Annotated in this window: 15 protein-coding genes and 1 pseudogene; all 16 read right to left on the reverse strand. The window is 64.3% G+C overall.

Annotated features, from left to right (window positions below; genetic code table 11):
• Window positions 1-353: pseudogene (locus QM659_RS11330) on the reverse strand (hypothetical protein); the annotation flags it as partial.
• 214 nt (window positions 354-567) lie between these two features.
• A complete protein-coding gene (locus tag QM659_RS11335; protein WP_415188507.1) occupies window positions 568-1332 on the reverse strand; it encodes an HAD-IA family hydrolase in 765 nt (254 codons plus the stop codon).
• A 129-nt stretch (window positions 1333-1461) separates the two neighbouring features.
• A complete protein-coding gene (ligA, locus tag QM659_RS11340) occupies window positions 1462-3783 on the reverse strand; it encodes an NAD-dependent DNA ligase LigA (protein WP_415188508.1) in 2322 nt (773 codons plus the stop codon).
• On the reverse strand, window positions 3773-5476 hold the full coding sequence (recN, locus tag QM659_RS11345; RefSeq protein WP_303482286.1) for a DNA repair protein RecN: 1704 nt from the start codon (window positions 5474-5476) through the stop codon (window positions 3773-3775). The genes ligA and recN overlap by 11 nt, the downstream gene beginning before the upstream one ends.
• Window positions 5477-5532: 56 nt before the next feature.
• Window positions 5533-6090, reverse strand: a complete 558-nt coding sequence (locus QM659_RS11350; protein WP_127078629.1) for a manganese efflux pump MntP family protein — start codon at window positions 6088-6090, stop codon at window positions 5533-5535.
• A gap of 204 nt (window positions 6091-6294) precedes the next feature.
• Window positions 6295-7158: an outer membrane protein assembly factor BamD gene (locus tag QM659_RS11355; protein WP_303482289.1), complete on the reverse strand. Its 864-nt coding sequence runs from the start codon at window positions 7156-7158 to the stop codon at window positions 6295-6297.
• 250 nt (window positions 7159-7408) lie between these two features.
• Complete coding sequence (lpxC, locus tag QM659_RS11360) at window positions 7409-8371, reverse strand: UDP-3-O-acyl-N-acetylglucosamine deacetylase (RefSeq protein WP_127079791.1); 963 nt, start codon at window positions 8369-8371, stop codon at window positions 7409-7411.
• Between the two features lie 322 nt (window positions 8372-8693).
• On the reverse strand, window positions 8694-10280 hold the full coding sequence (gene ftsZ / locus QM659_RS11365) for a cell division protein FtsZ (RefSeq protein ID WP_415188509.1): 1587 nt from the start codon (window positions 10278-10280) through the stop codon (window positions 8694-8696).
• An 80-nt stretch (window positions 10281-10360) separates the two neighbouring features.
• Window positions 10361-11635: a cell division protein FtsA gene (locus QM659_RS11370; RefSeq protein ID WP_415188510.1), complete on the reverse strand. Its 1275-nt coding sequence runs from the start codon at window positions 11633-11635 to the stop codon at window positions 10361-10363.
• A complete protein-coding gene (locus QM659_RS11375) occupies window positions 11632-12579 on the reverse strand; it encodes a cell division protein FtsQ/DivIB (protein WP_415188511.1) in 948 nt (315 codons plus the stop codon). Before QM659_RS11375 ends, QM659_RS11370 begins: the two co-directional genes overlap by 4 nt.
• Window positions 12567-13499, reverse strand: coding sequence for a D-alanine--D-alanine ligase (locus QM659_RS11380; protein ID WP_127078619.1), 933 nt, complete (start codon window positions 13497-13499; stop codon window positions 12567-12569). The genes QM659_RS11375 and QM659_RS11380 overlap by 13 nt, the downstream gene beginning before the upstream one ends.
• Window positions 13496-14443, reverse strand: coding sequence for a UDP-N-acetylmuramate dehydrogenase (gene murB, locus QM659_RS11385; protein WP_415188512.1), 948 nt, complete (start codon window positions 14441-14443; stop codon window positions 13496-13498). Before murB ends, QM659_RS11380 begins: the two co-directional genes overlap by 4 nt.
• 4 nt (window positions 14444-14447) lie before the next feature.
• Complete coding sequence (gene murC, locus QM659_RS11390) at window positions 14448-15881, reverse strand: UDP-N-acetylmuramate--L-alanine ligase (protein ID WP_415188513.1); 1434 nt, start codon at window positions 15879-15881, stop codon at window positions 14448-14450.
• Window positions 15882-16033: 152 nt separating this feature from the next.
• Complete coding sequence (murG, locus tag QM659_RS11395; protein ID WP_303482311.1) at window positions 16034-17164, reverse strand: undecaprenyldiphospho-muramoylpentapeptide beta-N-acetylglucosaminyltransferase; 1131 nt, start codon at window positions 17162-17164, stop codon at window positions 16034-16036.
• The gene (locus QM659_RS11400; RefSeq protein ID WP_415188514.1) at window positions 17161-18330 is read right to left on the reverse strand and encodes an FtsW/RodA/SpoVE family cell cycle protein; all 1170 of its coding nucleotides are present in this window, start codon (window positions 18328-18330) and stop codon (window positions 17161-17163) included. The genes murG and QM659_RS11400 overlap by 4 nt, the downstream gene beginning before the upstream one ends.
• Window positions 18327-19736, reverse strand: coding sequence for a UDP-N-acetylmuramoyl-L-alanine--D-glutamate ligase (gene murD, locus QM659_RS11405; RefSeq protein WP_415188515.1), 1410 nt, complete (start codon window positions 19734-19736; stop codon window positions 18327-18329). Before murD ends, QM659_RS11400 begins: the two co-directional genes overlap by 4 nt.

A 19736-nucleotide genomic window follows, 5' to 3' on the forward strand; every position in this document is an offset into this window, starting at 1 on the left:
CCGCCACCGTAATAGCCGCCCCTGAACCCGATGGGGCGGGCGTAGCCGCGATTGAAACCCCGGTTGAAACCGGGGCCGAAGCTGGCGCGCTGAAACCCGCCGCCGCCACGATAGCTAAACCGGGAACCGATAGGAGAGGCGCCTCTAAAGCCGCCGCCTCTGAAGCCTGCACCACCGAAACCGCCGCGTCCGCCATCGCGGACGAGCGTTACAGAACTCTGCGCGCCGCTCGCGGTCAGATTATCGCTGCTCGCTCCCAGCGGAGACGGCGCAGCACCTGCCGCAGTCGCGAGGCCGAATGCCGATAATCCCAGCGCTGCCACCGCCGGGACTAGAAGTCGTTTCGTTCGCATGTGAGACCCACTTCCTCTGTATTGGGGTTGTGTTTGCCGCTGCCGCGTCGTCGCTCACGACCCCGCTGCAACTGCGCACGCACCCGGTCACACGCCACTGACCGCGCTCGAACGCAGGTGTGATTGGATCACCCCGCGAGTTAATGAAAGGTAGAAAGATACTTGAGCTTTGGCGCTGCAAAGTAGGAAAGAAGAATTGAAGGTCAACTCTTGTCTAATCGGTCGCGGCCAATTTACGCAAAAGCTCAATATCGATAAAAGTACAACTATTAGCGTTGCCTGACAAAATCTTGGCTGGAGAATCCGGCTCCCCGAGATTATCGACCAGAAGCGTCGCGCCAGCGAAGTCGTTCGATGCGGTATAGTCGTTCAGGGCCACGATAACTTTCAGCCCGGCACCCAGCGCCGCACGCAATCCGGGTGCGGAATCTTCCACGGCGAGGCAGTCACCGGGAGACAACTGAAGCGCGCCCAGCACATGGAGGTAAATGTCGGGCGCCGGCTTCTTGCGCTGAACGGCATCGCCCGCGCCGATCACCTCAAACCAGCCGAGCGCTTCAGGCATCGTCGCGTCGAATAGCGCCGTCACGTTCTCCGGCGAGGTCGTCGTCGCGATGGCGAGCCGCACGCCCGCTTGTTTCGCGTCGTGCAAAAGGCGCGCTACGCCCGGCCGAAGCGGAATGCCGCCGCCGGCGAGAAGCGTCGCGTAGTGCCTGGTCTTCGCTCCATGCAGCGCGGCGATGAAATCGGCAAGCGGCTGCCCGGTCGGCGGCGTAAAGGATGGCCGGTATCGCTCGATATAGTGCGCGAGGCGTTCCTTGCCGCCGGTCACCGCAAGAAGATCTGTGTAGAGGGCCCGCGTCCAGTCCCAGTCGAGATGCGCATCAGCGAACGCTCGGTTGAAGGCAAGGCGATGCCCCTCTTCCGTCTCGGCCAGCGTTCCGTCGACATCGAAAATCAGTGCCCTGAGTTCGGTCATGCGCGTCAGCCCCTTGCTTCCTGGATCAGCTTGACATCCAAAGACGGGATGAGGGGCGAACGGCGATAAACACCGTTCGAGGGCTCCTCTCATCCCGCCTCCCTCCCATCAGGAGAGACTCTTTGGCGGTTATGCGGAGGAGATCAACTCCAGCCACTCGTCCTCGGTCATCACTTTCAGACCGAGGTCTTCCGCCTTTTTCAGCTTCGAGCCCGCGCCCGGACCCGCAACAAGATAGGTTGTGGCTTTCGATACCGAGCCCGCAACCTTCGCGCCGAGCCGCTCGGCCTGAGCCTTGGCCTCGTCGCGCGTGAATCGTTCCAGCTTGCCGGTGAAAACCACCGTTGCGCCCGCGAGCAGTGAAGAAACCTGATCGGGCTTGTAATCCTCGATGGTCAGTTCGTGCTGAAGCGCATCCACCACCTCGCGGTTATGCGGCTCGTCGAAGAAATCCACGATGGACTGCGCGACGACGTCGCCAATCCCGTCGATCTCATTCAGTTTGGCCAGAATGATGGCCTTATGCAGCGACCTCTTGTCATCGGTCGAGGCGCGTTCGAGCAAAAGTTCGTCGCCCGCCCGAAGGTCGCTGGCGTCCGGCTCGGCCATGGCGGCGCGCAGCGCGTCCAGCGAGCCGAACGTCTTCGCCAGAAGCTTCGCCGTCGTCTCGCCCACATGACGGATGCCGAGGGCGAAGATGAAGCGCTCAAGCGAGATCGTGCGCCGCGCCTCGATGGCCGCGAAGAGGTTCGCCGCCGACTGCGGTCCCCAGCCCTCCTTCTCGGCGAGCTTCGGCAGGGTCACGCCGTCACGCGCGGCCATCGTGAAGATGTCGGCGGGTGCCTTGATGCGACCCTCGTCGAAGAACGCCTGAATGTGCTTCTCGCCCAGTCCCTCTATGTCGAAGGCGTGGCGCGACACGAAATGCCGGAGCCGCTCCACGGCCTGCGCCGCGCAGATGAGGCCGCCCGTGCAGCGGCGCACCGCGTCGAGCTTGCCGGTCTTCGGGTGGGCCTCCCGCACGGCATGGCTGCCGCAGACGGGGCAGAGCGTGGGAAACGCGAACGGCTCCGCGTCGGCGGGGCGCTGGTCCAGCACCGGGCCGAGGATTTGCGGGATCACATCGCCCGCGCGCTGCACGATCACCGTATCGCCGATGCGCACATCCTTGCGGCGGATTTCGTCCTCGTTGTGAAGCGTCGCGTTCTGCACGACGACACCGCCGACGGTGACGGGCGCGAGCTTTGCCACGGGTGTCAATGCGCCCGTCCGGCCCACCTGAACGTCGATACCGTTCAGCACCGTGGTTGCCTTCTCGGCGGAGAATTTATGCGCGGTCGCCCAGCGCGGCGTGCGGCTGACGAAGCCGAGCCGCTCCTGAAGGTCGAGCCGGTTCACCTTGTAGACGACGCCGTCTATGTCGTAGCCGAGCGAGGCGCGCTTCATCTCGATGGCGCGATAGACCGCGAGCATCTCCTCGACCGAGCGGCAAAGCTCCACCGGCGGAAGCGGGAAGCCCCACCCACGAATCGCCTGAAGCACACCGAAATTCGTGTCCGCGGGGAGCGCGCTTGCCTCGCCCCAGCCCCAGGTGAAGAAGCGCAACGGCCTGACAGAAGTGATCGCCGGGTCGAGCTGGCGCAGCGAGCCCGCCGCCGCGTTCCTCGGGTTCGCGAACATGCGACCACCCTTGCCGATCTGCCGCTCGTTCAGCGCCTGAAAGTCGGCGTGGCTCATATAGACCTCGCCGCGCACCTCGAACACAGCGGGCACATCGTTCGCGCGGATCGTCTGCGGTATGTCGGCGATGGTGCGGACGTTCGCTGTCACGTCCTCGCCCTCCGAGCCGTCGCCGCGCGTGGCCGCCACGGCCAGCCGTCCATTCTCATAGCGAAGCGACACGGAAAGGCCGTCGATCTTCATTTCGGCGGTGACGTCGAGCGCCTCGCCGGGCTCGAATTTCAGGAAGCGTCGCACGCGGCCCGCGAAATCGGCGACATCCTCATCCGAGAACACATTGCCGAGCGAGAGCATGCGGACCGTATGGCGCACCTTCGCGAACTTGTCGGACGGCGTTGCGCCGATTGTCTGCGACGGGCTCTCCGGCGTGATGAGCGAAGGGAACGCCGCTTCCAGCGCATCGAGGCGCAGGCGCAGGCGGTCATATTCGGCGTCGGAAATTTCCGGCGCGGTCTTTTCATAATAAAGCCGGTCATGGCGCGCGATCTCGGCGGCGAGCGCGTCATGCTCGTCCTTCGCGTCTTCGGCGGAAAGATGCTCGGCGTGCTTCAGCGCCTCGTCGCGGAATGCTGCCTCGCTCTGCGCGGGCGGCGGCGCAATCTCCGTTTCAGGCGAGCGCACGAGCGCTTGCTGCGCGGCGTCCTCCGTCCCCGCCTTGCGGGACCGGCGCGGTGTCTTCGAGGGCTTGGCGCCCCCCGTGTCAGGCGACATGATGCGCTCCGACATGGCGCGCCCCGATCAGACTTTCGGCGGCGGCGCGGGCTTCGGCCGTGACCTCCTTGCCTGCAAGCATGCGCGCGATTTCCTCGCGCCGGCCTTCCATGCTCAGCGTTTCGGCGCTGGTGGTAACGACGATGGCGTCGCCTTCGCCGCGCGCGGCCTTGTGAAGCCGGATGTGCTGGTTCGCGTTCGCAGCAACCTGCGGCGAATGTGTTACGGCCAGCACCTGCGCGCGGGTGCCGAGCCGCGCCTGCCGTTCGCCGATGGCCGCCGCCGTCGCGCCGCCAACGCCCGTGTCGATTTCGTCGAACACCAGAACGGGCGCGGTCGCCTTTTCGGCGAGAACCACCTTCAACGCAAGCAGGAACCGGGCAAGCTCGCCGCCCGACGCCACCTTCATCAGCGGTCCCGGCTTTGCGCCCGGATTGGTTTGCACATGGAACATCGCCTGCTCGCGCCCGAATGGACCGCCGCGAAGGCCGCTGCGGTCTTCCGGCATGGGCTCGATTTCGGTGATGAAGCGTGCCTTGTCGAGCTTGAGCGGCGCAAGCTCCGCCTGCACGGCAGCGTCGAGCTGGGCGGCGGTCGCGCGGCGTTTTTCGGTCAGCGCGTCGGCAGCTCCGGCATAGATCGCGGCGGCTTCAGCCGCGACCTTTCGCGCGGCGATCAGATCTTCCTCGCCGGTTTCGATGCGCGCGAGGTCGGCGCGGAATCGGGCGTGGAGCGCGGGCAGGTCGTTCACCGTCACGCGATACTTGCGGGCGACCGCGCGCAGCCGGAACAGCCGCTCCTCGATGGCTTCGACATTGCCGCCGCTCTCACCGCGAAGCTGCGCTTCAACGAGTTCGCGCGCCTCCTCCGCCTCGATCAGCACGCGTTCCAGCGCCGCCTGTATGGGCTTCAGCGCGTCGGGGATATTCGGCGTACGCTCCAGACGGCGAAGCGCGGCGCTGAGCTTTGTGGCGGGGAATTGCGGTGCGTTCAGCGCGTCTGCGATGTCTTCGAGGTCGGCGCGGGCCTTTTGCGCGGCAACGATGGCGGTGCGACGGGTCGCGAGGTCGTCTTCCTCACCCGGCTGCGGCGCGAGCTGGTTCAGCTCCTCGCAGGCCGCCGTGAGATAGTCCTTTTCACGCTCGGCCACGGCCAGAGCCTTCTCAAGCTCGTCCACGGACTTGTTCTTTTCGCGCCACGTCTCCCATAGCCGCGACACCTCCTGAACCTCGCCGATGAGGCCGCCGAACTGATCGAGCAAATGGCGGTGGGTGGCGGGATCGAGCAGGGCGCGGTCGTCATGCTGGCCGTGAATTTCGACGAGCATCTTTCCGAGCTGCTTCAGAAGGCCGGTCGACACCGGGCGGTCATTGATGAAGGCCTTCGTGCGGCCATCCTCGCCCTGCACGCGGCGAAGAATGAGCGTGTCCTCACGGTCGAACCCCTGCTCGGCAAGGAGCGCCATCGCGGGGTGCGCGTCGTGGAGGTCGAAAGAGGCGGTGACGCTCGCGCTCGTCGCGCCGCGCCTCACGAGGCCGCCGTCGCCGCGCGCGCCGAGCGCAAGGCTCAGGCTGTCGAGGATGATGGATTTGCCCGCGCCGGTCTCACCCGTGAAAACGGTGAAGCCCTTCTCGAAACCGAGATCGAGCTTATCGATAAGAACGATGTCGCGGATTGACAGGGCCACAAGCATGCCGATTCCTTACGCGATTCTTGGCGCGCCGGCACCCGTCACCTGCTCCGCGCGCGTCAGCCGATATGCTCCACGAGGATCGTAACGCCGATGATGCAGAGCGCAAGACCCGCTGCCACTTCGGTCATGCGCCCGAATCGTTCGCCGATCAGCCGCCCCAGCATCATGCCCGCCGACGACATGAGGAAGGTCGCCAGGCCGATGGCGATGGCAATCGTGGTGATGTCCACGTCGAGGATCGCAAGCGACACGCCGACGGCCATGGCGTCGATACTGGTTCCGATTGCGGTTGCGACGAGCAGCAGGAAGGACTGCGCGACAGCGGGCCGCTCTTCTTCCTGCGCGAACAAGGCGAGCCAGAGCATGCGAAGCCCGACGCCGCCGAGCAGCGCGAACGCGATCCAGTGGTCCCACGCCTGCACGTACTTGCTGGCCGCCATGCCCGCCGCCCAGCCGATGACCGGCGTCAGCGCCTCCACCGTGCCGAAGATGAAGCCCGTGCGCAGCGCCTCGCGCAAACGCGGCTTCTTGCACGCGGCGCCCCGCGCAAGCGACACGGCAAAGGCGTCGACGGACATTGTGAAGGCGAGCACGGCGATTGCAGTCGGGGTCACGATGGCTTCCAAAAAAAGAAAGGCGCCGCAGAGCGCTGAGGCGCAGACGGCGCGAATAGGGTTTGTGCGTTTCCGCTGAGTGGCGCGGTCGCTGACTTTCTTCGGCCAGGCGGACACAAAAAGCATCGTGCCACCGAAGACGGCCTATCCTTAAGCCGCCCCGATGGCCGATGTCAAAACTTAGGCAGTGCTATGAAAATGAGCCTAGCCTGCAACGCTGCCGACAGTCCGCTTCCAGGCGTGGCTGATCCACGAGCCGGTGTCTTCACGCGGCGCGGTGCCGCCAGACTGAAGCAGGGCGTAGGCGTCCTTGTACCAGGGGCTGTCGGGGAAGTTATGTCCGAGAACGGCCGCCGCAGTCTGCGCCTCGTTCACGATGCCGAGCGCCATGTAGCATTCGGTCAGGCGCATCAGCGCCTCTTCCACATGTGTCGTCTGCTGGTAGTCGGTGACGACCGTCTTGAAGCGGTTCACCGCTCCGAGATAGTTGCCCTTCTTCTGCCAGTAACGGCCGACTTCCATTTCCGACGCGGCGAGGGTGTCGCGCGCGAGCTTGACGCGCCGCTTCGCGTCTTCCACATAGCGGCTGTCCGGGTAACGGCGAATCAGCGTTTCGAGTTCTGCGATGGCTTTCTTCGTTTCGCCCTGATCACGCGTCGGCCCGGAAATGCGCTCGAAATAAGAACTGGCGATGATTTCCTGCGCCAGAGCGGCTTCCTTGCTACCGGGATGCAGCGCGAGGTAACGGCGCGCGGCGGCGACGGCTTCAGGGCCCTTGCCGGCTTTCTGATAGGCGTAAGCAGCCATCAGTGTGGCCTTCTTGGCTTCTTCCGAATAGGGGTAAAGCTGGTCGATCCGCTCGAAGATCTCTGCGGCCTTGTTGTTCTTGCCCTGGCCGAGGAGGTCGTCAGCTTCCTTATAGATCTGGTCCGGCGGGCGCTGGTCGAGCGGCGTCGATTCGGAACTTGAAAACAACGAGCCCATCGATCCGCAGCCGCCAAGTGAACTGGTCAGCGTCGTCGCGAGAATGACTACTGCGAGAGTTTGCCCGATCGATCGCAATCCCATCGTCCTTGCTCCAGGCCCCGTATTTCGAGTTCGAGCGATACTGCGCGACTCGGGTTCCGCTATTGTTACGTTCTTGTACGGCGAAAAGCCGCAAAATGATGGTGAAATGCGGAGTTTTTCAGTCAAAGCGTTTGCGGGGGAAAACTTGTCGGCGCGGCGTGAGCAATTTGCCACCGGCAAACCGGCGATTGGCCTGGCGCCGTAACGCAAAATGACCGGGACAAGCCCGGCCATTTGCAGATGGGATTCATCAATCGTTTTCAGGTGCGAAATTCGGTGTTGCGAAGGCGATACCGAAATCGGCGCGCGGCGAAACGTAATGGCGGCGCGTCTTGTCGGCGGCTTCGACGATGGTCCACGCGTCGCGGTTTTCGTAAAGCGCGTGCAGCATCATCGAATTGAGCTTGTGGCTTGGGCGCTTCGAGCGATAGAGGCCGAGGATCGCCGCGCCCGCGAGAGCGAAGTCGCCGACGGCGTCGAGCGTCTTGTGGCGAACGAATTCGTCCGGATAGCGCAGGCCCTCCGGGTTCAGGATGCGATCCTCGCCGATGGCGACAGTGTTTTCCAGCGACGATCCCAGCGCGCGACCGGCAGCCCAGAGCTGCTTCACATCCTTCATGAAACCGAAGGTGCGGGCGCGGCTGAGGTGCTTCTTGAAAGAAGCCGGGGTTACTTCGAGGTCGATGCGCTGACGGCCGATCAACGGCGTGGGGAAATCGATTTCGATGTCGAGGCGGAAACCGTCATAGGGGAAGATTTCACCGATGGAGCCGCCGTCCCTGACGGTGACGGGACGGAGAATCTTGATGTAGCGGCGCGCTTCGTCGAGTTCGCGAACGCCCGCCTCTTCGATGGCTCTCACGAACGGTTCCGCGCTGCCGTCGAGGATCGGCAGTTCGTTGCCGTCAACCTCGATATCCGCGTTATCGATGCCCATGCCGCGCAGGGCCGAAAGCAGGTGCTCCACGGTGGCGACGGAGGCGCCGCCGGCGCCGCTGATCACGGTGCAGAGGGTCAGATTGGTTACGGAGCGGAAATCGCCGGGGATATGGCCCGCATTCTTTCCGCCGGAAACGTAGAAATTATAGCCGGTGTTGGCCTCGGCCGGGTGGAGGATCAGCGATACTTCCGCGCCACTGTGCACGCCCGCCCCTTTCAGGACGATTTCGCGCTCAAGAGTGGTTTGCCTGTTCGAATAGCTTCGAAAGCTCATAAGAGTGCGCCGTTTTTTTTGTGCCACGGTGCCTTCCTTTGCCGAAGGAATGCACCCCCCATCGTGTGCCGGACGATGCCCAATGGCTTCTATGCGAGCATCGGTAGCTACACGCTACTCTTGGGCCGGCGATCTGCCGGTACGCGCGCGGAAGCTCAATACATCCGACCTGCGGCAAAGTTAGCCGGGCAACTTGGCGTGCTTCAAATCACGCTTTTTAACAGTCTGTTACGGGGAGGTCTGACAGTTCGACACAACCGAAAACGGCGCCCGGGAGAGGCCCCAAGCGCCGTACGCAGAGGTTGAGAAAGATAACCTGCGATCAGGATGCAGGTTTTCTAAAAAATTTAGGAATATCAATCGCTTCGTCGCCATTTTGGCGCGTGGCCGCAGGGTCGCCGTCCATGTCGTCGCTGGTGTCGTCATGGCTTGCGCCATTCCGACGCCCTTGTTCCGCCACAGTTTTTTCATGATTGGTGCGTGGCTGAAGAGCAACAGATTTGGTCTGCGGCGAGGCGTTTGATTTCGTCGTGCTGCGATCCCGGCCCGCCATCCAGTCGAAGAAACCGCGAGGCTTGCCCGAACTTCGATTCGAGGCGCCATTGTTGCCGCCACCGTCGGATTGTCCGAGTTCGGGAAAATCCGAGAATGTGAGCGGTCGCCTCGGTGCGCGAGCGGTCTTCGCGGGGGGCACCGGCTCGAAACGCTGGCCGTTATCCGCCGGAACGGGCGGCGCGACGTCATCGCCGCCGCGTCTTCCCTTCGGTTCGAGAACGACGCGCCGATCCTGCGGCTGACGCGCCGGTTGCTCGCGCAATCCGCCGAACGGCGCGCGGCGCTGCGGAGGCTCCTGCTGGACGGACTGCATCCGCTCGGCGAGCCCCGCGTCTTTCTCCACGGGCGGCGGCGGTGCAACGTGCTGGGAGGCAACGCCGGAGTGAATGCCGGTCGCGACCACGGACACCCGCAGCCTGTTTTGAAGCGACTGATCGAACGTCGCCCCGACGATGATGTTCACGTCCGGATTTTCTTCCGGGTCGACCTCGCGGCGGATTCGGGACGCGGCCTCCTCCACCTCGTACAGCGTCATGTCGAAACTGCCGGTGATGCTGACGAGCAGCCCCTTCGCACCGCGCATCGACACTTCGCCGAGCAGCGGATTGGAAATCGCGGCTTCCGCCGCCTGCAGTGCGCGCTTTTCGCCTTCGGCTTCGCCGGTGCCCATGAGCGCGGTGCCCATGTTCTGCATCACGGTGCGAACGTCGGCGAAGTCGAGGTTGATCAACCCTTCCTTAACCATAAGATCGGTGATGCAGGAAACCCCCGAACGCAGCACATCGTCGGCGCGCGAGAAGGCATCCGCAAAGGTGGTGCGCTCGCTCGCGACGAGGAACAGGTTCTGGTTCGGGATGACGATCAGCGTATCGACATGTTGCGCGAGCGCGGCGATGCCGGCATCCGCGGTGCGCATGCGGCGCTGGCCTTCGAATTCGAATGGTTTCGTTACCACGGCGACCGTGAGCACGCCGAGTTCCTTGGCCGTGCGCGCAATGATCGGTGCCGCGCCGGTGCCGGTTCCGCCGCCCATACCCGCCGTGATGAACAGAAGATGCACGCCGTCGAGATGGGAGCGGATTTCCTCGATGGCTTCTTCGGCGGCAGCCGCGCCGATCTCCGGGCGTGAGCCGGCGCCAAGACCTTCGGTGATGCCGATGCCCATCTGAATGGTGGTGTAGGCCCCGGACGACGCGAGCGCCTGCGCGTCCGTGTTCGCGGCGATGAATTCCACGCCTTCGAGCCCAGCTTCGACCATGTTGTTCACGGCGTTGCCGCCAGCGCCACCCACGCCAATAACCGTGATGCGCGGCCGCAACTCCGTCAGACCAGGAAGTTGCAGGTTAATTCCCATGGCAGCCTCGTCAGCTTCCCCTTCGGACGTCGCGAAATGCCCGCCCGCTCATATGCGACGACCGAATGTGCGGACAACCTTCACAAAAAGCTTGTACGCAGCCATTGGCCGATTCGAGACGCGTAGCTACTGTCTTGAGACGGCAACTCAGGCGCATAGGGCATTTCGCCCGCAGACTGGTGCCGGCTTGCATAAAGACACCCCCCCACTAGCGCGCTCAACACGTTTCCCGCGTTGAGACCGTTCAAGCTCAAGGGCTTCGCGGTTCTCACCTCCGCCGCAAACAGATGCGAAGCAAGCTCGCGGATTCCCGGTAGCAGGCTGCCGCCGCCTGTCAGCACCGCGCCCCCATTCGGTACAGAGTATCCTGCACCTTTTAACCGTTCATTAACGGCCCTGAGGTGGTCCGATGCCCTCGATCGAATGATATGATTGAGGGAAAATTTGGACACCGGCTCCCCGGTCTCGCCATTCTGGACAGGGAGGTCGATGTCGGCCTGCAAATTGTCGTAGACGCTTCCGTAGCGGACCTTCAGCCGTTCGGCCTCGAATTTCCGCAGCGAAAAGGCCCGCGCGATTTCCTCGGAAACGGCCTGACCGCCAAAATCAAGGCATTCCAGAAACATCGGTACGCCGTGCCGGAACAGCACGATCCCGGTGGTCTGCGCGCCCATGTCGATCACGAGGACGCCTGACATGCGTTCGAGCGCATTCGTCACACTGAGCGCCGAAGCGATCGGCCCCGCCAGGACGGTGCGCACGTTAAGCAGACTTTTGCCGAAGCATGTTCCGAGTTGATGCTGGCCGCGGATCGGCATCGAAATCGCGATCACATCCGTTTCGGCGCTTGGCGGGTGGTTCGCAAAGGCCGACTCCGCTCCCGCTTCGCCGGACGATGTGAAGAGATGCAGAAGCTTTCGCTGGGTTCGCGCGCAGTGCTCCTCGGCAGCCACCGAGATGGCTTCGATGTCCTCTCTGGCAAGCCCCGCATGGCCGAGCCTTGCCTCGAATACCTCCGCGATAAGCCCGGAGAACTGGCCGGTAACGAGCACGTCTTCCACGGTCACGCCAGCCTGCGTTTCCGCTTGGCCGACTGCGCGGCGAATGCTTGTCTCGATAGCCGCGAGGTTCGCGATCCGGCCGCCGGAAATCCCCGATGAACGCACCAGCGCGCTGCCGATCACGCGGAGATTGCGCGCGCCGACGTCGAAACCGAAACGCGGTGACGAGAGCAGAACGACCGCGCACGCCACCTTTTGCGCGCCAAGGTCAACAACGGTGATGATGTCGTCTCGTCCCTTGAACGGCCATAACCGCGACGGACCGCGCGAGGCCTGCCGCCGTTCGTCCGTCATAATGCCTTGCCCCTTCTCGGCGGCAATGCCGTTTGCGGGGCAGGGGAGGAGGTCAAAAGCGCGATCGCTTTGTCGCGATTGGCCGTGGTCGGCTCACGCAATTGCAGGATCGTGCGATGCGTCAGTCGCAGATCGATGGTGTCGAGAGCCATTTCCGCAATCTTCGAGTTGGCGAGAACAGAGTCAAGTCTTGAAAGAGTTAACTCACCCACCTTGCGCGGAAGTTTCAGGATGACGCCGCTGTCAAGCTTCACCTGCCAAAATCGCTCGGCGACGAAGCTCGCCTCGGCCACGCGGGAGCGGATCGACTCCCGGTCGGCAAGCGACTCGATGAATGCCGCCGCTTCCGCTGGCGCGCCCTCGCCCGAGAACAGGAGCAGCGTTTCAAATTGCCCTTCCGACGGGCCGAGCACGCGCCCTTCGCGATCGACCACCTGAACGACGCCCGCTGCGTCCTTCCAGCGCGCGTAGGGCTCCCGCTCGGTCAGCACCACTTCGAGGCGCGAGGGCAGCACGCGACGCACCTCGGCGGACTTGATCCAGCCGAGCGCGAGCAGGCGATCGTGCGCCGCCGCCGCGTCGTAAGACAGCGAAGATTGCTCGAAGGGGAGTTGCAGCGCCTTCAGCAGCGTTTCCTTCGGCGTGTTGTCGGAGCCGGATACGGCCAGATCTTCGAGCCGGAAACCGGCATCGTATGCTGCCTTGTCGGCAAAGTTTGCCGCCTCGTCGAACAGCGATTTCGTCACGCCCGACAGATAGAGGCCATAGATCGCTGTCGCGACCAGAAACGCCATGCTGACGACGAAGCCCGCGCGCGCGGCGCGGTCCGCATCCACCAACCCGAATTGAAACAGGGATGGCGCCGCAGCGGCATCCTTATCCGGTTGCGCTGCCCTCGGTTCCGGGCCTTTCGCGCCGACCGCACACGAAACTAACGATTGCAAGAGGCGTCCTCCACAATCCACCGCACAAGTTCACCAAACGACAATCCAGCATGGGCGGCGAGTTCCGGAACGAGCGATGTCGCGGTCATCCCCGGCTGGGTGTTGACCTCAAGACAGACAAGTTCGCCCGTGCCTTCCGGCCGATCGTCCAGACGGAAATCGGCACGGCTTACGCCCCGGCAGCCCAACGCGTGGTGCGCGTCGACCGCCATCTTCTGAATATTTTCGTAAATTTCCGGTGAAAGTTGTGCCGGCAGAATGTGGTATGAGCCTCCTTTGGCGTATTTTGCTTCGTAATCGTAGAAGACGAGCCCCTCGGCGGGCTTGATTTCGATGATGCCGAGCGCGCGATCCCCAAGGACGGCGCAAGTCAGTTCACGGCCGGCGACGTAACGCTCGACGAGCACGTCGCCATGCGTCCAGTCGGAGCGCGTCAGTTCCTGCGGAGGATACTCGAAGTCGTTGCGGACGATGAATACGCCGACGCTCGACCCCTCGCACACAGGCTTGACCACATAGGGCGGCGGCAGCAGATGGCGCTGCGCGGCTCTGGCCGGGCTTGCCACGACGCCGGCGGCCACGGGAACGCCCGCCGCCTTCATCGCAACCTTGGCGCGCGCCTTGTCCATCGCCAGCGCCGATGCCAGCACGCCTGAGTGCGTATACGGAATTTCGAGCGTCTCAAGAATGCCCTGAACGCAGCCGTCCTCGCCCCATTTGCCGTGCAGGGCGTTGAAGCAGGCGTCGGGCTTCAGTGCGGCGAGCCGGTCGGCGATGTCGCGGCCGACGTCGATGCGCGTGACGCGGTAGCCTTGCGCTTCGAGCGCGCCCGCGCAGGCCCCGCCCGAATTCAGCGAAACCTCGCGCTCCGAAGACCAGCCGCCCATCAGCACGGCGATATGGTGAAAGGTCTTCGTCATTCGGCGGCCGCCAGCGCTGCGCTCGTCGGCGCGTGCACGCCGATGCGCTTGATTTCCCAGTCGAGCATGATGCCTGTCTTCTCGAATACGCGCTTTCGCACGGTCTCGCCCAGCGTCTCGATATCGGCGGCTGTGGCGTTCTGGTCGTTGATGAGAAAGTTGCAGTGCATCTCCGACATGTGCGCGCCGCCGACGCGGAAGCCCCGGCAGCCCGCCTCGTCGATGAGCCGCCACGCGCTCTTGCCGGGCGGGTTCTTGAACGTCGAACCGCCCGTGCGGCTCTTGATGGGCTGGTTTGCCTCGCGGTATTCGGCGACGCCCTGCATCTCGCGCTCGATCTCGGCCGGATCGCCGGGAACGCCCTCGAAGACGGCGTGAGTGAAGATCTGGTCGTCAGGCACGCCGCAATGGCGGTAGGTGAAGCCCATGCCCGCGTTGTCGTAGACATGCACCGCGCCACCGCGGTCGACCGCGCGCGCTTCAACGACCACGTCCTTCGTTTCGCCGCCATGCGCGCCCGCGTTCATGCGCAGCGCGCCGCCGACCGTGCCCGGGATGCCGCGATAGAAGGCGAGCTTGGCGATGCCCGCCTGCGCCGCCGCCTGCGCGAGCCTAACGTCCGGCACCGCCGCGCCGACGCGAATGCGCGCGCCATCAAGCGGCTCGATGGCGTTGAAGCCGCGCCCGAGCCGGATGACCACGCCCGGCACGCCTCCATCGCGTACGAGAAGGTTCGAGCCGACGCCCACCGCCATCACCGGGACGTCAGCCGGGCAGCGCGAAAGGAAATAGGCGAGATCCTCCTCGTCTGCGGGCTTGAACAGCACCTGCGCGGGGCCGCCGACGCGAAGCCACGTCAACTCGCTCATGGACGCGTTCGGCAGGAGCTTGCCGCGAAGCTCCGGCGCGTCGGCCAGAAGCGCTGGTGCGATGTCGGGGAACACGGCCTTACTCCGCCGCGCCAGCAAAGGCCGGATAATGGCTCAGCTTCTCGGGAAGTGCGCGCGCCCATTCCGAGATCGTGCCCGCGCCGAGCGTCAGCACGAGGTCGCCGGGTTGGGCGACCGTCGCCAGCGTCGACACGAGCGAATCTTCGCCATCGACCGGGTAGACGCGGGCGTGACCCTGCTGGCGCAAACCGTCGACGAGCGTATCGCGGTCGATGCCGTTGGGCTGTTCGCCCGCAGAATAGACAGGCGTTACGACGACCGTATCCGCATCCGCGAAGCAGGAGCAGAACTCGCCGAAAAGCGATTGCAGCCGCGAATAACGATGCGGCTGCACCACCGCGATGACGCGGCCCGCAGCAGCCCCGCGAGCGGCGCTGAGCACCGCGGCGATTTCGGCGGGATGATGTGCGTAGTCGTCATAGATCGCGACGCCGTTCCACTCGCCGCGCGGCGAGAAGCGGCGATCCACGCCCTCGAACGACGCGAGGCCATCGAAAATCTGGTCGGCGGTAAGGCCCGCATGAAGGCATGCGGCGATCGCGGCCGCAGCGTTCAGCGCGTTGTGCGCGCCCGGCACCTGAAGCTTCACGCCCGCGTGCCGAAGAGGCGGCTCGCCGGGTTCGCCCGCGATAGCCACGTCGAACACGACCGAAGCGCCCTGGCTCACCACATTGTCGATCTTCACACGCGCATCGAGCGCACGGCCGAAGGATGCCAGCGGTGGCAGTTCGCCCGCCGCCGCGAGGTCCTGGGTCAGCTCGCGCACCACGGGATGGTCGATGCCGGCAACGGCCACGCCGCTTTGCGGGATTTGCCGGAGGAAGGTGCAGAATGCCTCATGCAGCGCTTCCACGGACCCATAATAGTCGAGATGCTCCGGGTCGATGTTGGTCGCGACGCCGATTTCGGTGGGCAGCCTGATGAAGGTTGCGTCGGATTCGTCCGCTTCGACCACCATCCAGCGGCTCGCGCCGATGCGCGCATTCGTGCCCCAGGAGCGCAGAACGCCGCCGACGAGCACGGTCGGGTCGAGGCCGGCCTTCTCCATGATCCAGCCGATCATGGACGTGGTCGTGGTCTTGCCGTGGGAGCCCGTCACGCAGATCGTGCGATAGTCTTTCATCAGAGCGGCGAGCGTCTCGGCGCGGCTGAAAACGGGAAGCCCGCGTTCGCGCGCGACCCGAAGCTCGGGATTGCCTTCCTTGACGGCGGACGAAATGCAGACGACGGATGCACCTTCGAGATTGGCCGCATCCTGCCCGATGAAAACCTTGATTCCCTGCGCAGCTATTCGCCGCGTGTTGGCGCCCTCTTTCTGATCGCTGCCCTGGACGGGGATGCCGCGCTCTTGCATGATCTCGGCGATGGCGCTCATGCCGATGCCGCCGATGCCGATGATATGAATCCGGCCGCCGGAAAGCGGATCGATCATCTTATGTCCTTTCTTCCCTCGGGCCGGAGCGCGTCGCGTCGCAATGCTCCGGATTTTATTGGATAGACTGCTCCACCCCAAGTGGACTTGCCGAAAAGCCAGTCGATCCCGTTCCCCGATATGTTCAGCCCCACGATGATACGGTGCGGATATTAAGCGGTCGCTGCCGCGCCGGCAGTAAATTCTTGCTTTTCCGCCAGTTCTTCGAGCAGATCCGCGAGATTCTCCACAGCTCTGTAATTCGCCAGCGAATGCGCGCTGGTTGCAGCCCGGACGAGCGCAGTCGGATCTTCGAAAAGACGACGGACAGTGCTCGCGAGAATTTCCGGCGTAAGCGTCGCCTGCGGAAAACACCAGCCTGCCCCGGCCGCTTCCATGCGGGTGGCGTTTTCGAGCTGGTCGTTATCCTTCGCGTGAGGCAACGGCACCATGATCGCGGGCCGACCGAGCGCACATAGCTCGGCTACGGTCGTCGCGCCGCTGCGCGCCACGATGAGGTGCGAGTTCGACATCTTGCTAGGGAGATCCTCAAAGAATGTCGCAAGTTCGGCGGCGATGCCGCAGCCCTCATATGTATCGAACACGCGATCGATGTCTTCCTGGCGGCATTGCTGCATCACGAAGAGGCGGTCGCGCATCTGATCGGGCAGAAGCTGCAACGCCTGCGGCAAAATGTCTGAGAAATGACGCGCGCCCTGGCTGCCGCCGACGATCAGGAGATTGAGCTGCGCCTGGCTCGACGGCGGGCGGTAGGGAATGGCCTTCAGCGCGAGCACGGACTGGCGCAGCGGCGAGCCGGTGACGCGCGCCTTTTGCAGCAGGCGGCCTTCGAGGTATTTCGTATTCTCGAACGAACAGGCGATGGCCTTCACCATCGGCGCCAGAAAGCGGTTCGCTTGCCCCATCACGGAATTCTGCTCGTGGATCGCCGAGGGAATGCCGCGGCCCATGGCCGCGAGCAAGGGCGCGAGCGTGGGATAGCCGCCGAAGCCGATGATCGCGCGCGGCTGCGCTTCGCCCATGATGCGATACGACGCCTGGAAGCCGTGCCCGAGCACGCCGAGAGTCTTCGTTGCCTCAATGGGCGAATGGCCTTTGAAAGTGGCGGCCGCGACCTTGTAAACCTTGCGGGCCGGGAATTCTGCGCCGAAGACGGTTCCGCGCGTATCGGTGATGAGGTCCACCTCGTAGCCCCGGCGTGCGAGTTCCTCGCCGAGCGCCTGCGCAGGAAAGAGGTGGCCGCCGGTTCCACCGGCCGCCAGCATGATCGAACCGCGGCTCATGAACGCGTCTCCCTTCCGGATGTCACCGTGACGCCCAAGGGGGGCAGCACTTGGGCAGAGTATTTGAACACCGATCTTCTCGTCAGGGCAACGATCATGCCCAATGTCACGGCCGTCGCAAGGAGCGATGAGCGGCCATAGGAAACAAACGGTAGCGTGACGCCCTTCGCAGGGATCAGGTTGAGGTTAACAGCCATGTTCACCAGCGCCTGAAATCCGAAAAGCATCACGAGACCTGCCGCCGCGAGCCGGATGAAGACATCGCTTTCGCGAAATGCGGCCGTTAAGGCTTTCCAGACGATGAAGGCATAAATCGCGACCAGAAAAAGGCAGGCCGCGATACCCATCTCCTCGGCGATGGCGGCGAAGACGAAATCGTTGTGTGCATCGGGCAGCCTGCCCTTTGCGAAGCCCTCGCCGAACCCGTGGCCGAGCCAGCCCGCGTCGCGGAAGGCGTTCATCGCCAGCACCGTTTGCAGCGACTCGGTCCCGCCGCCCGCGAAGCGGTTGATGCGCGACATGAAGTGCGGCATCGTGAAATAGGCGGCGATGAGGCCGACGGCGGCGAGCCCGAGGAAGATCGGGGCGAACCGGAGCGAATAGCCCGACAGGAAGAACAGCGCACACCACACCGCCGCGACGATGATCGTCTGCCCCATGTCGGGCTGAAGCACGAGCAGCGCGACGAATGCCACGAGTGTCAGTCCGGCCAGTTCAAGCGCCGGCATGTCCTGCCGTTTCACGCTTTCAGAAAAAAGCCAGGCTGAGAGCACCACGAAACCCGGCTTCGCGAACTCGGACGGCTGAAGCAGCACGCCGCCGAGGTTCAACCAGCGCACGGCGCCGTTGCGCTCTATGCCTTGCAGCAGTGCAAGCGCCATCAGCGAGAGCCCGACCCCGAACATGATCAGCGCGAGGCGTTTGACCTGCTGTGGATTGGCCAGCGAGACGATGAATACGATCGCGAGCGCGGCTATCATGCCGAGCGTATGCCGTTTCACGAAATAGAACGGTTCGAGCTTGAGTTTCTGCGCGATGTATGGGCTCGCCGCAAAGGAGGCTGCAAGACCCGCTACGGCGAGAATCAAGATCAGCGCAAGGAGCGTGCGATCGACCGTGATCCACCAGTCGGTGACGACGGCGCGCTCCGCGCGGCTGAAGCTCATGCCGCCTTTTCCTTCGCGGGCGCGGACAGGGCTTCGACGGCCACGCGGAAGGCATCGCCGCGAATTTCAAAGTTGGGATACTGGTCGTAGGAGGCGCAGGCGGGAGACAGCAGCACGACCGCATCCTCGCCGCCGTCCTGCGCTGCGGCGTCGGCTGCGGCTTCCGCCACCGCGCGGTCGAGCGTGCCCGCCATCGACACCGGCACGCGCCCGCCTATGGTCCGCGCGAACTCCTCCGCCGCGACGCCGATGAGATATGCCTTTTTGATGCGCGGGAAGAACGGCGCCAGCGGTTCGATGCCGCCCGCCTTCGGCTTGCCGCCCGCGATCCAGTAGATGTTGGTGAAGGAGAGAAGCGCGCGCTCGGCGGCATCCGCGTTGGTGGCCTTCGAGTCGTTGACGAACAGCACATGGCCGATGCGGCGAATTTCCTGCATGCGGTGGGCGAGACCGGGAAAGCTCTTCAGCCCCTCGACGAGCGTGGCCCACGGCAGGCCGAGGCTGCGCGTCGCGGCGAGGGCGGCCGCGGCGTTCTGCGCGTTGTGCGCGCCCCGCAGCGAACCGATGCCGGACAGCGAGGCGCGGTTCTGAAGCGCCCCGTCCGTGACCTCGAACAGGCCGGAGCCTTCGCCGTAAATGCCGGTCGCGACGGGCTTCGTCGACGAGATGCGAAGCGTCCGCACGCCGCGCGCCGTCGCGCGCTCCGCGATGGCGTCGCACAGCGCGTCGTCCGCGCCGATCACCGCCGTCTGAGCGCCCGTCATATTGGCGAACAGCGTCTCCTTCACGGCGGCGTAGCCTTCGAGGCTGCCGTGGCGGTCGATATGGTCCGGCGTGATGTTGAGAAGAATGCCTGCGTCCGGGTCGAGGCTCGGCGTCAGGTCGAGCTGGAAGCTCGACAGTTCGAGCACGTAATGCTGGCCGTCGACAAACGGCGGCAGATCGAGCACCGCCTTGCCGATGTTGCCGCCGCAAACCGACGTGCGGCCCGCGGCATTGAGCAGGTGGTTCGACAGCGCCGTGGTGGTGGATTTCCCGTTCGTGCCGGTGATGGCGATGACCGGGCATTGTGCACCAGCGCGCCTGCGCTCGCGGAAAAAGATCTCCGTGTCGCCGATGATCTCGACGCCGTTCGCTTGAGCGAGCTTCACCGTCCAGTGCGGCTCGGGATGCGTGAGCGGCACGCCCGGCGCAAGCACGAGGCTGTCGAAAGCGCGCCAGTCGATCTCGCGCAGGTCTTGTACCGGCAGCCCGGCCGCCTTCCCCGCATCGCGCCCCTTCTCGCCGTCGTCCCAGACAACTGTCTCAGCGCCGCCCGCAATCAGCGAACGCGCCGCCGCAAGCCCGGACATCCCAATGCCGAAGACGGCGACCTTCCGGCCCTTGAACGAGTGCGCTTCGATCAT

It is taken from the genome of Rhodomicrobium sp. (assembly GCF_047605405.1).
Classification (GTDB): domain Bacteria; phylum Pseudomonadota; class Alphaproteobacteria; order Rhizobiales; family Rhodomicrobiaceae; genus Rhodomicrobium; species Rhodomicrobium lacus.

Excerpts from the sequence above, each read along its gene's own strand:
- murC (WP_415188513.1), bottom strand. The coding sequence starts at position 15,881 with ATGATCGATCCGCTTTCCGGCGGCCGGATTCATATCATCGGCATCGGC.
- recN (WP_303482286.1), bottom strand. The coding sequence starts at position 5,476 with ATGCTTGTGGCCCTGTCAATCCGCGACATCGTTCTTATCGATAAGCTC.
- QM659_RS11370 (WP_415188510.1), bottom strand. The coding sequence starts at position 11,635 with ATGACGGACGAACGGCGGCAGGCCTCGCGCGGTCCGTCGCGGTTATGG.
- ligA (WP_415188508.1), bottom strand. The coding sequence starts at position 3,783 with ATGTCGCCTGACACGGGGGGCGCCAAGCCCTCGAAGACACCGCGCCGG.
- QM659_RS11335 (WP_415188507.1), bottom strand. The coding sequence starts at position 1,332 with ATGACCGAACTCAGGGCACTGATTTTCGATGTCGACGGAACGCTGGCC.
- lpxC (WP_127079791.1), bottom strand. The coding sequence starts at position 8,371 with ATGAGCTTTCGAAGCTATTCGAACAGGCAAACCACTCTTGAGCGCGAA.
- murG (WP_303482311.1), bottom strand. The coding sequence starts at position 17,164 with ATGAGCCGCGGTTCGATCATGCTGGCGGCCGGTGGAACCGGCGGCCAC.
- murD (WP_415188515.1), bottom strand. The coding sequence starts at position 19,736 with ATGATCGAAGCGCACTCGTTCAAGGGCCGGAAGGTCGCCGTCTTCGGC.
- QM659_RS11355 (WP_303482289.1), bottom strand. The coding sequence starts at position 7,158 with ATGGGATTGCGATCGATCGGGCAAACTCTCGCAGTAGTCATTCTCGCG.
- QM659_RS11400 (WP_415188514.1), bottom strand. The coding sequence starts at position 18,330 with ATGAGCTTCAGCCGCGCGGAGCGCGCCGTCGTCACCGACTGGTGGATC.
- ftsZ (WP_415188509.1), bottom strand. The coding sequence starts at position 10,280 with ATGGGAATTAACCTGCAACTTCCTGGTCTGACGGAGTTGCGGCCGCGC.
- QM659_RS11380 (WP_127078619.1), bottom strand. The coding sequence starts at position 13,499 with ATGACGAAGACCTTTCACCATATCGCCGTGCTGATGGGCGGCTGGTCT.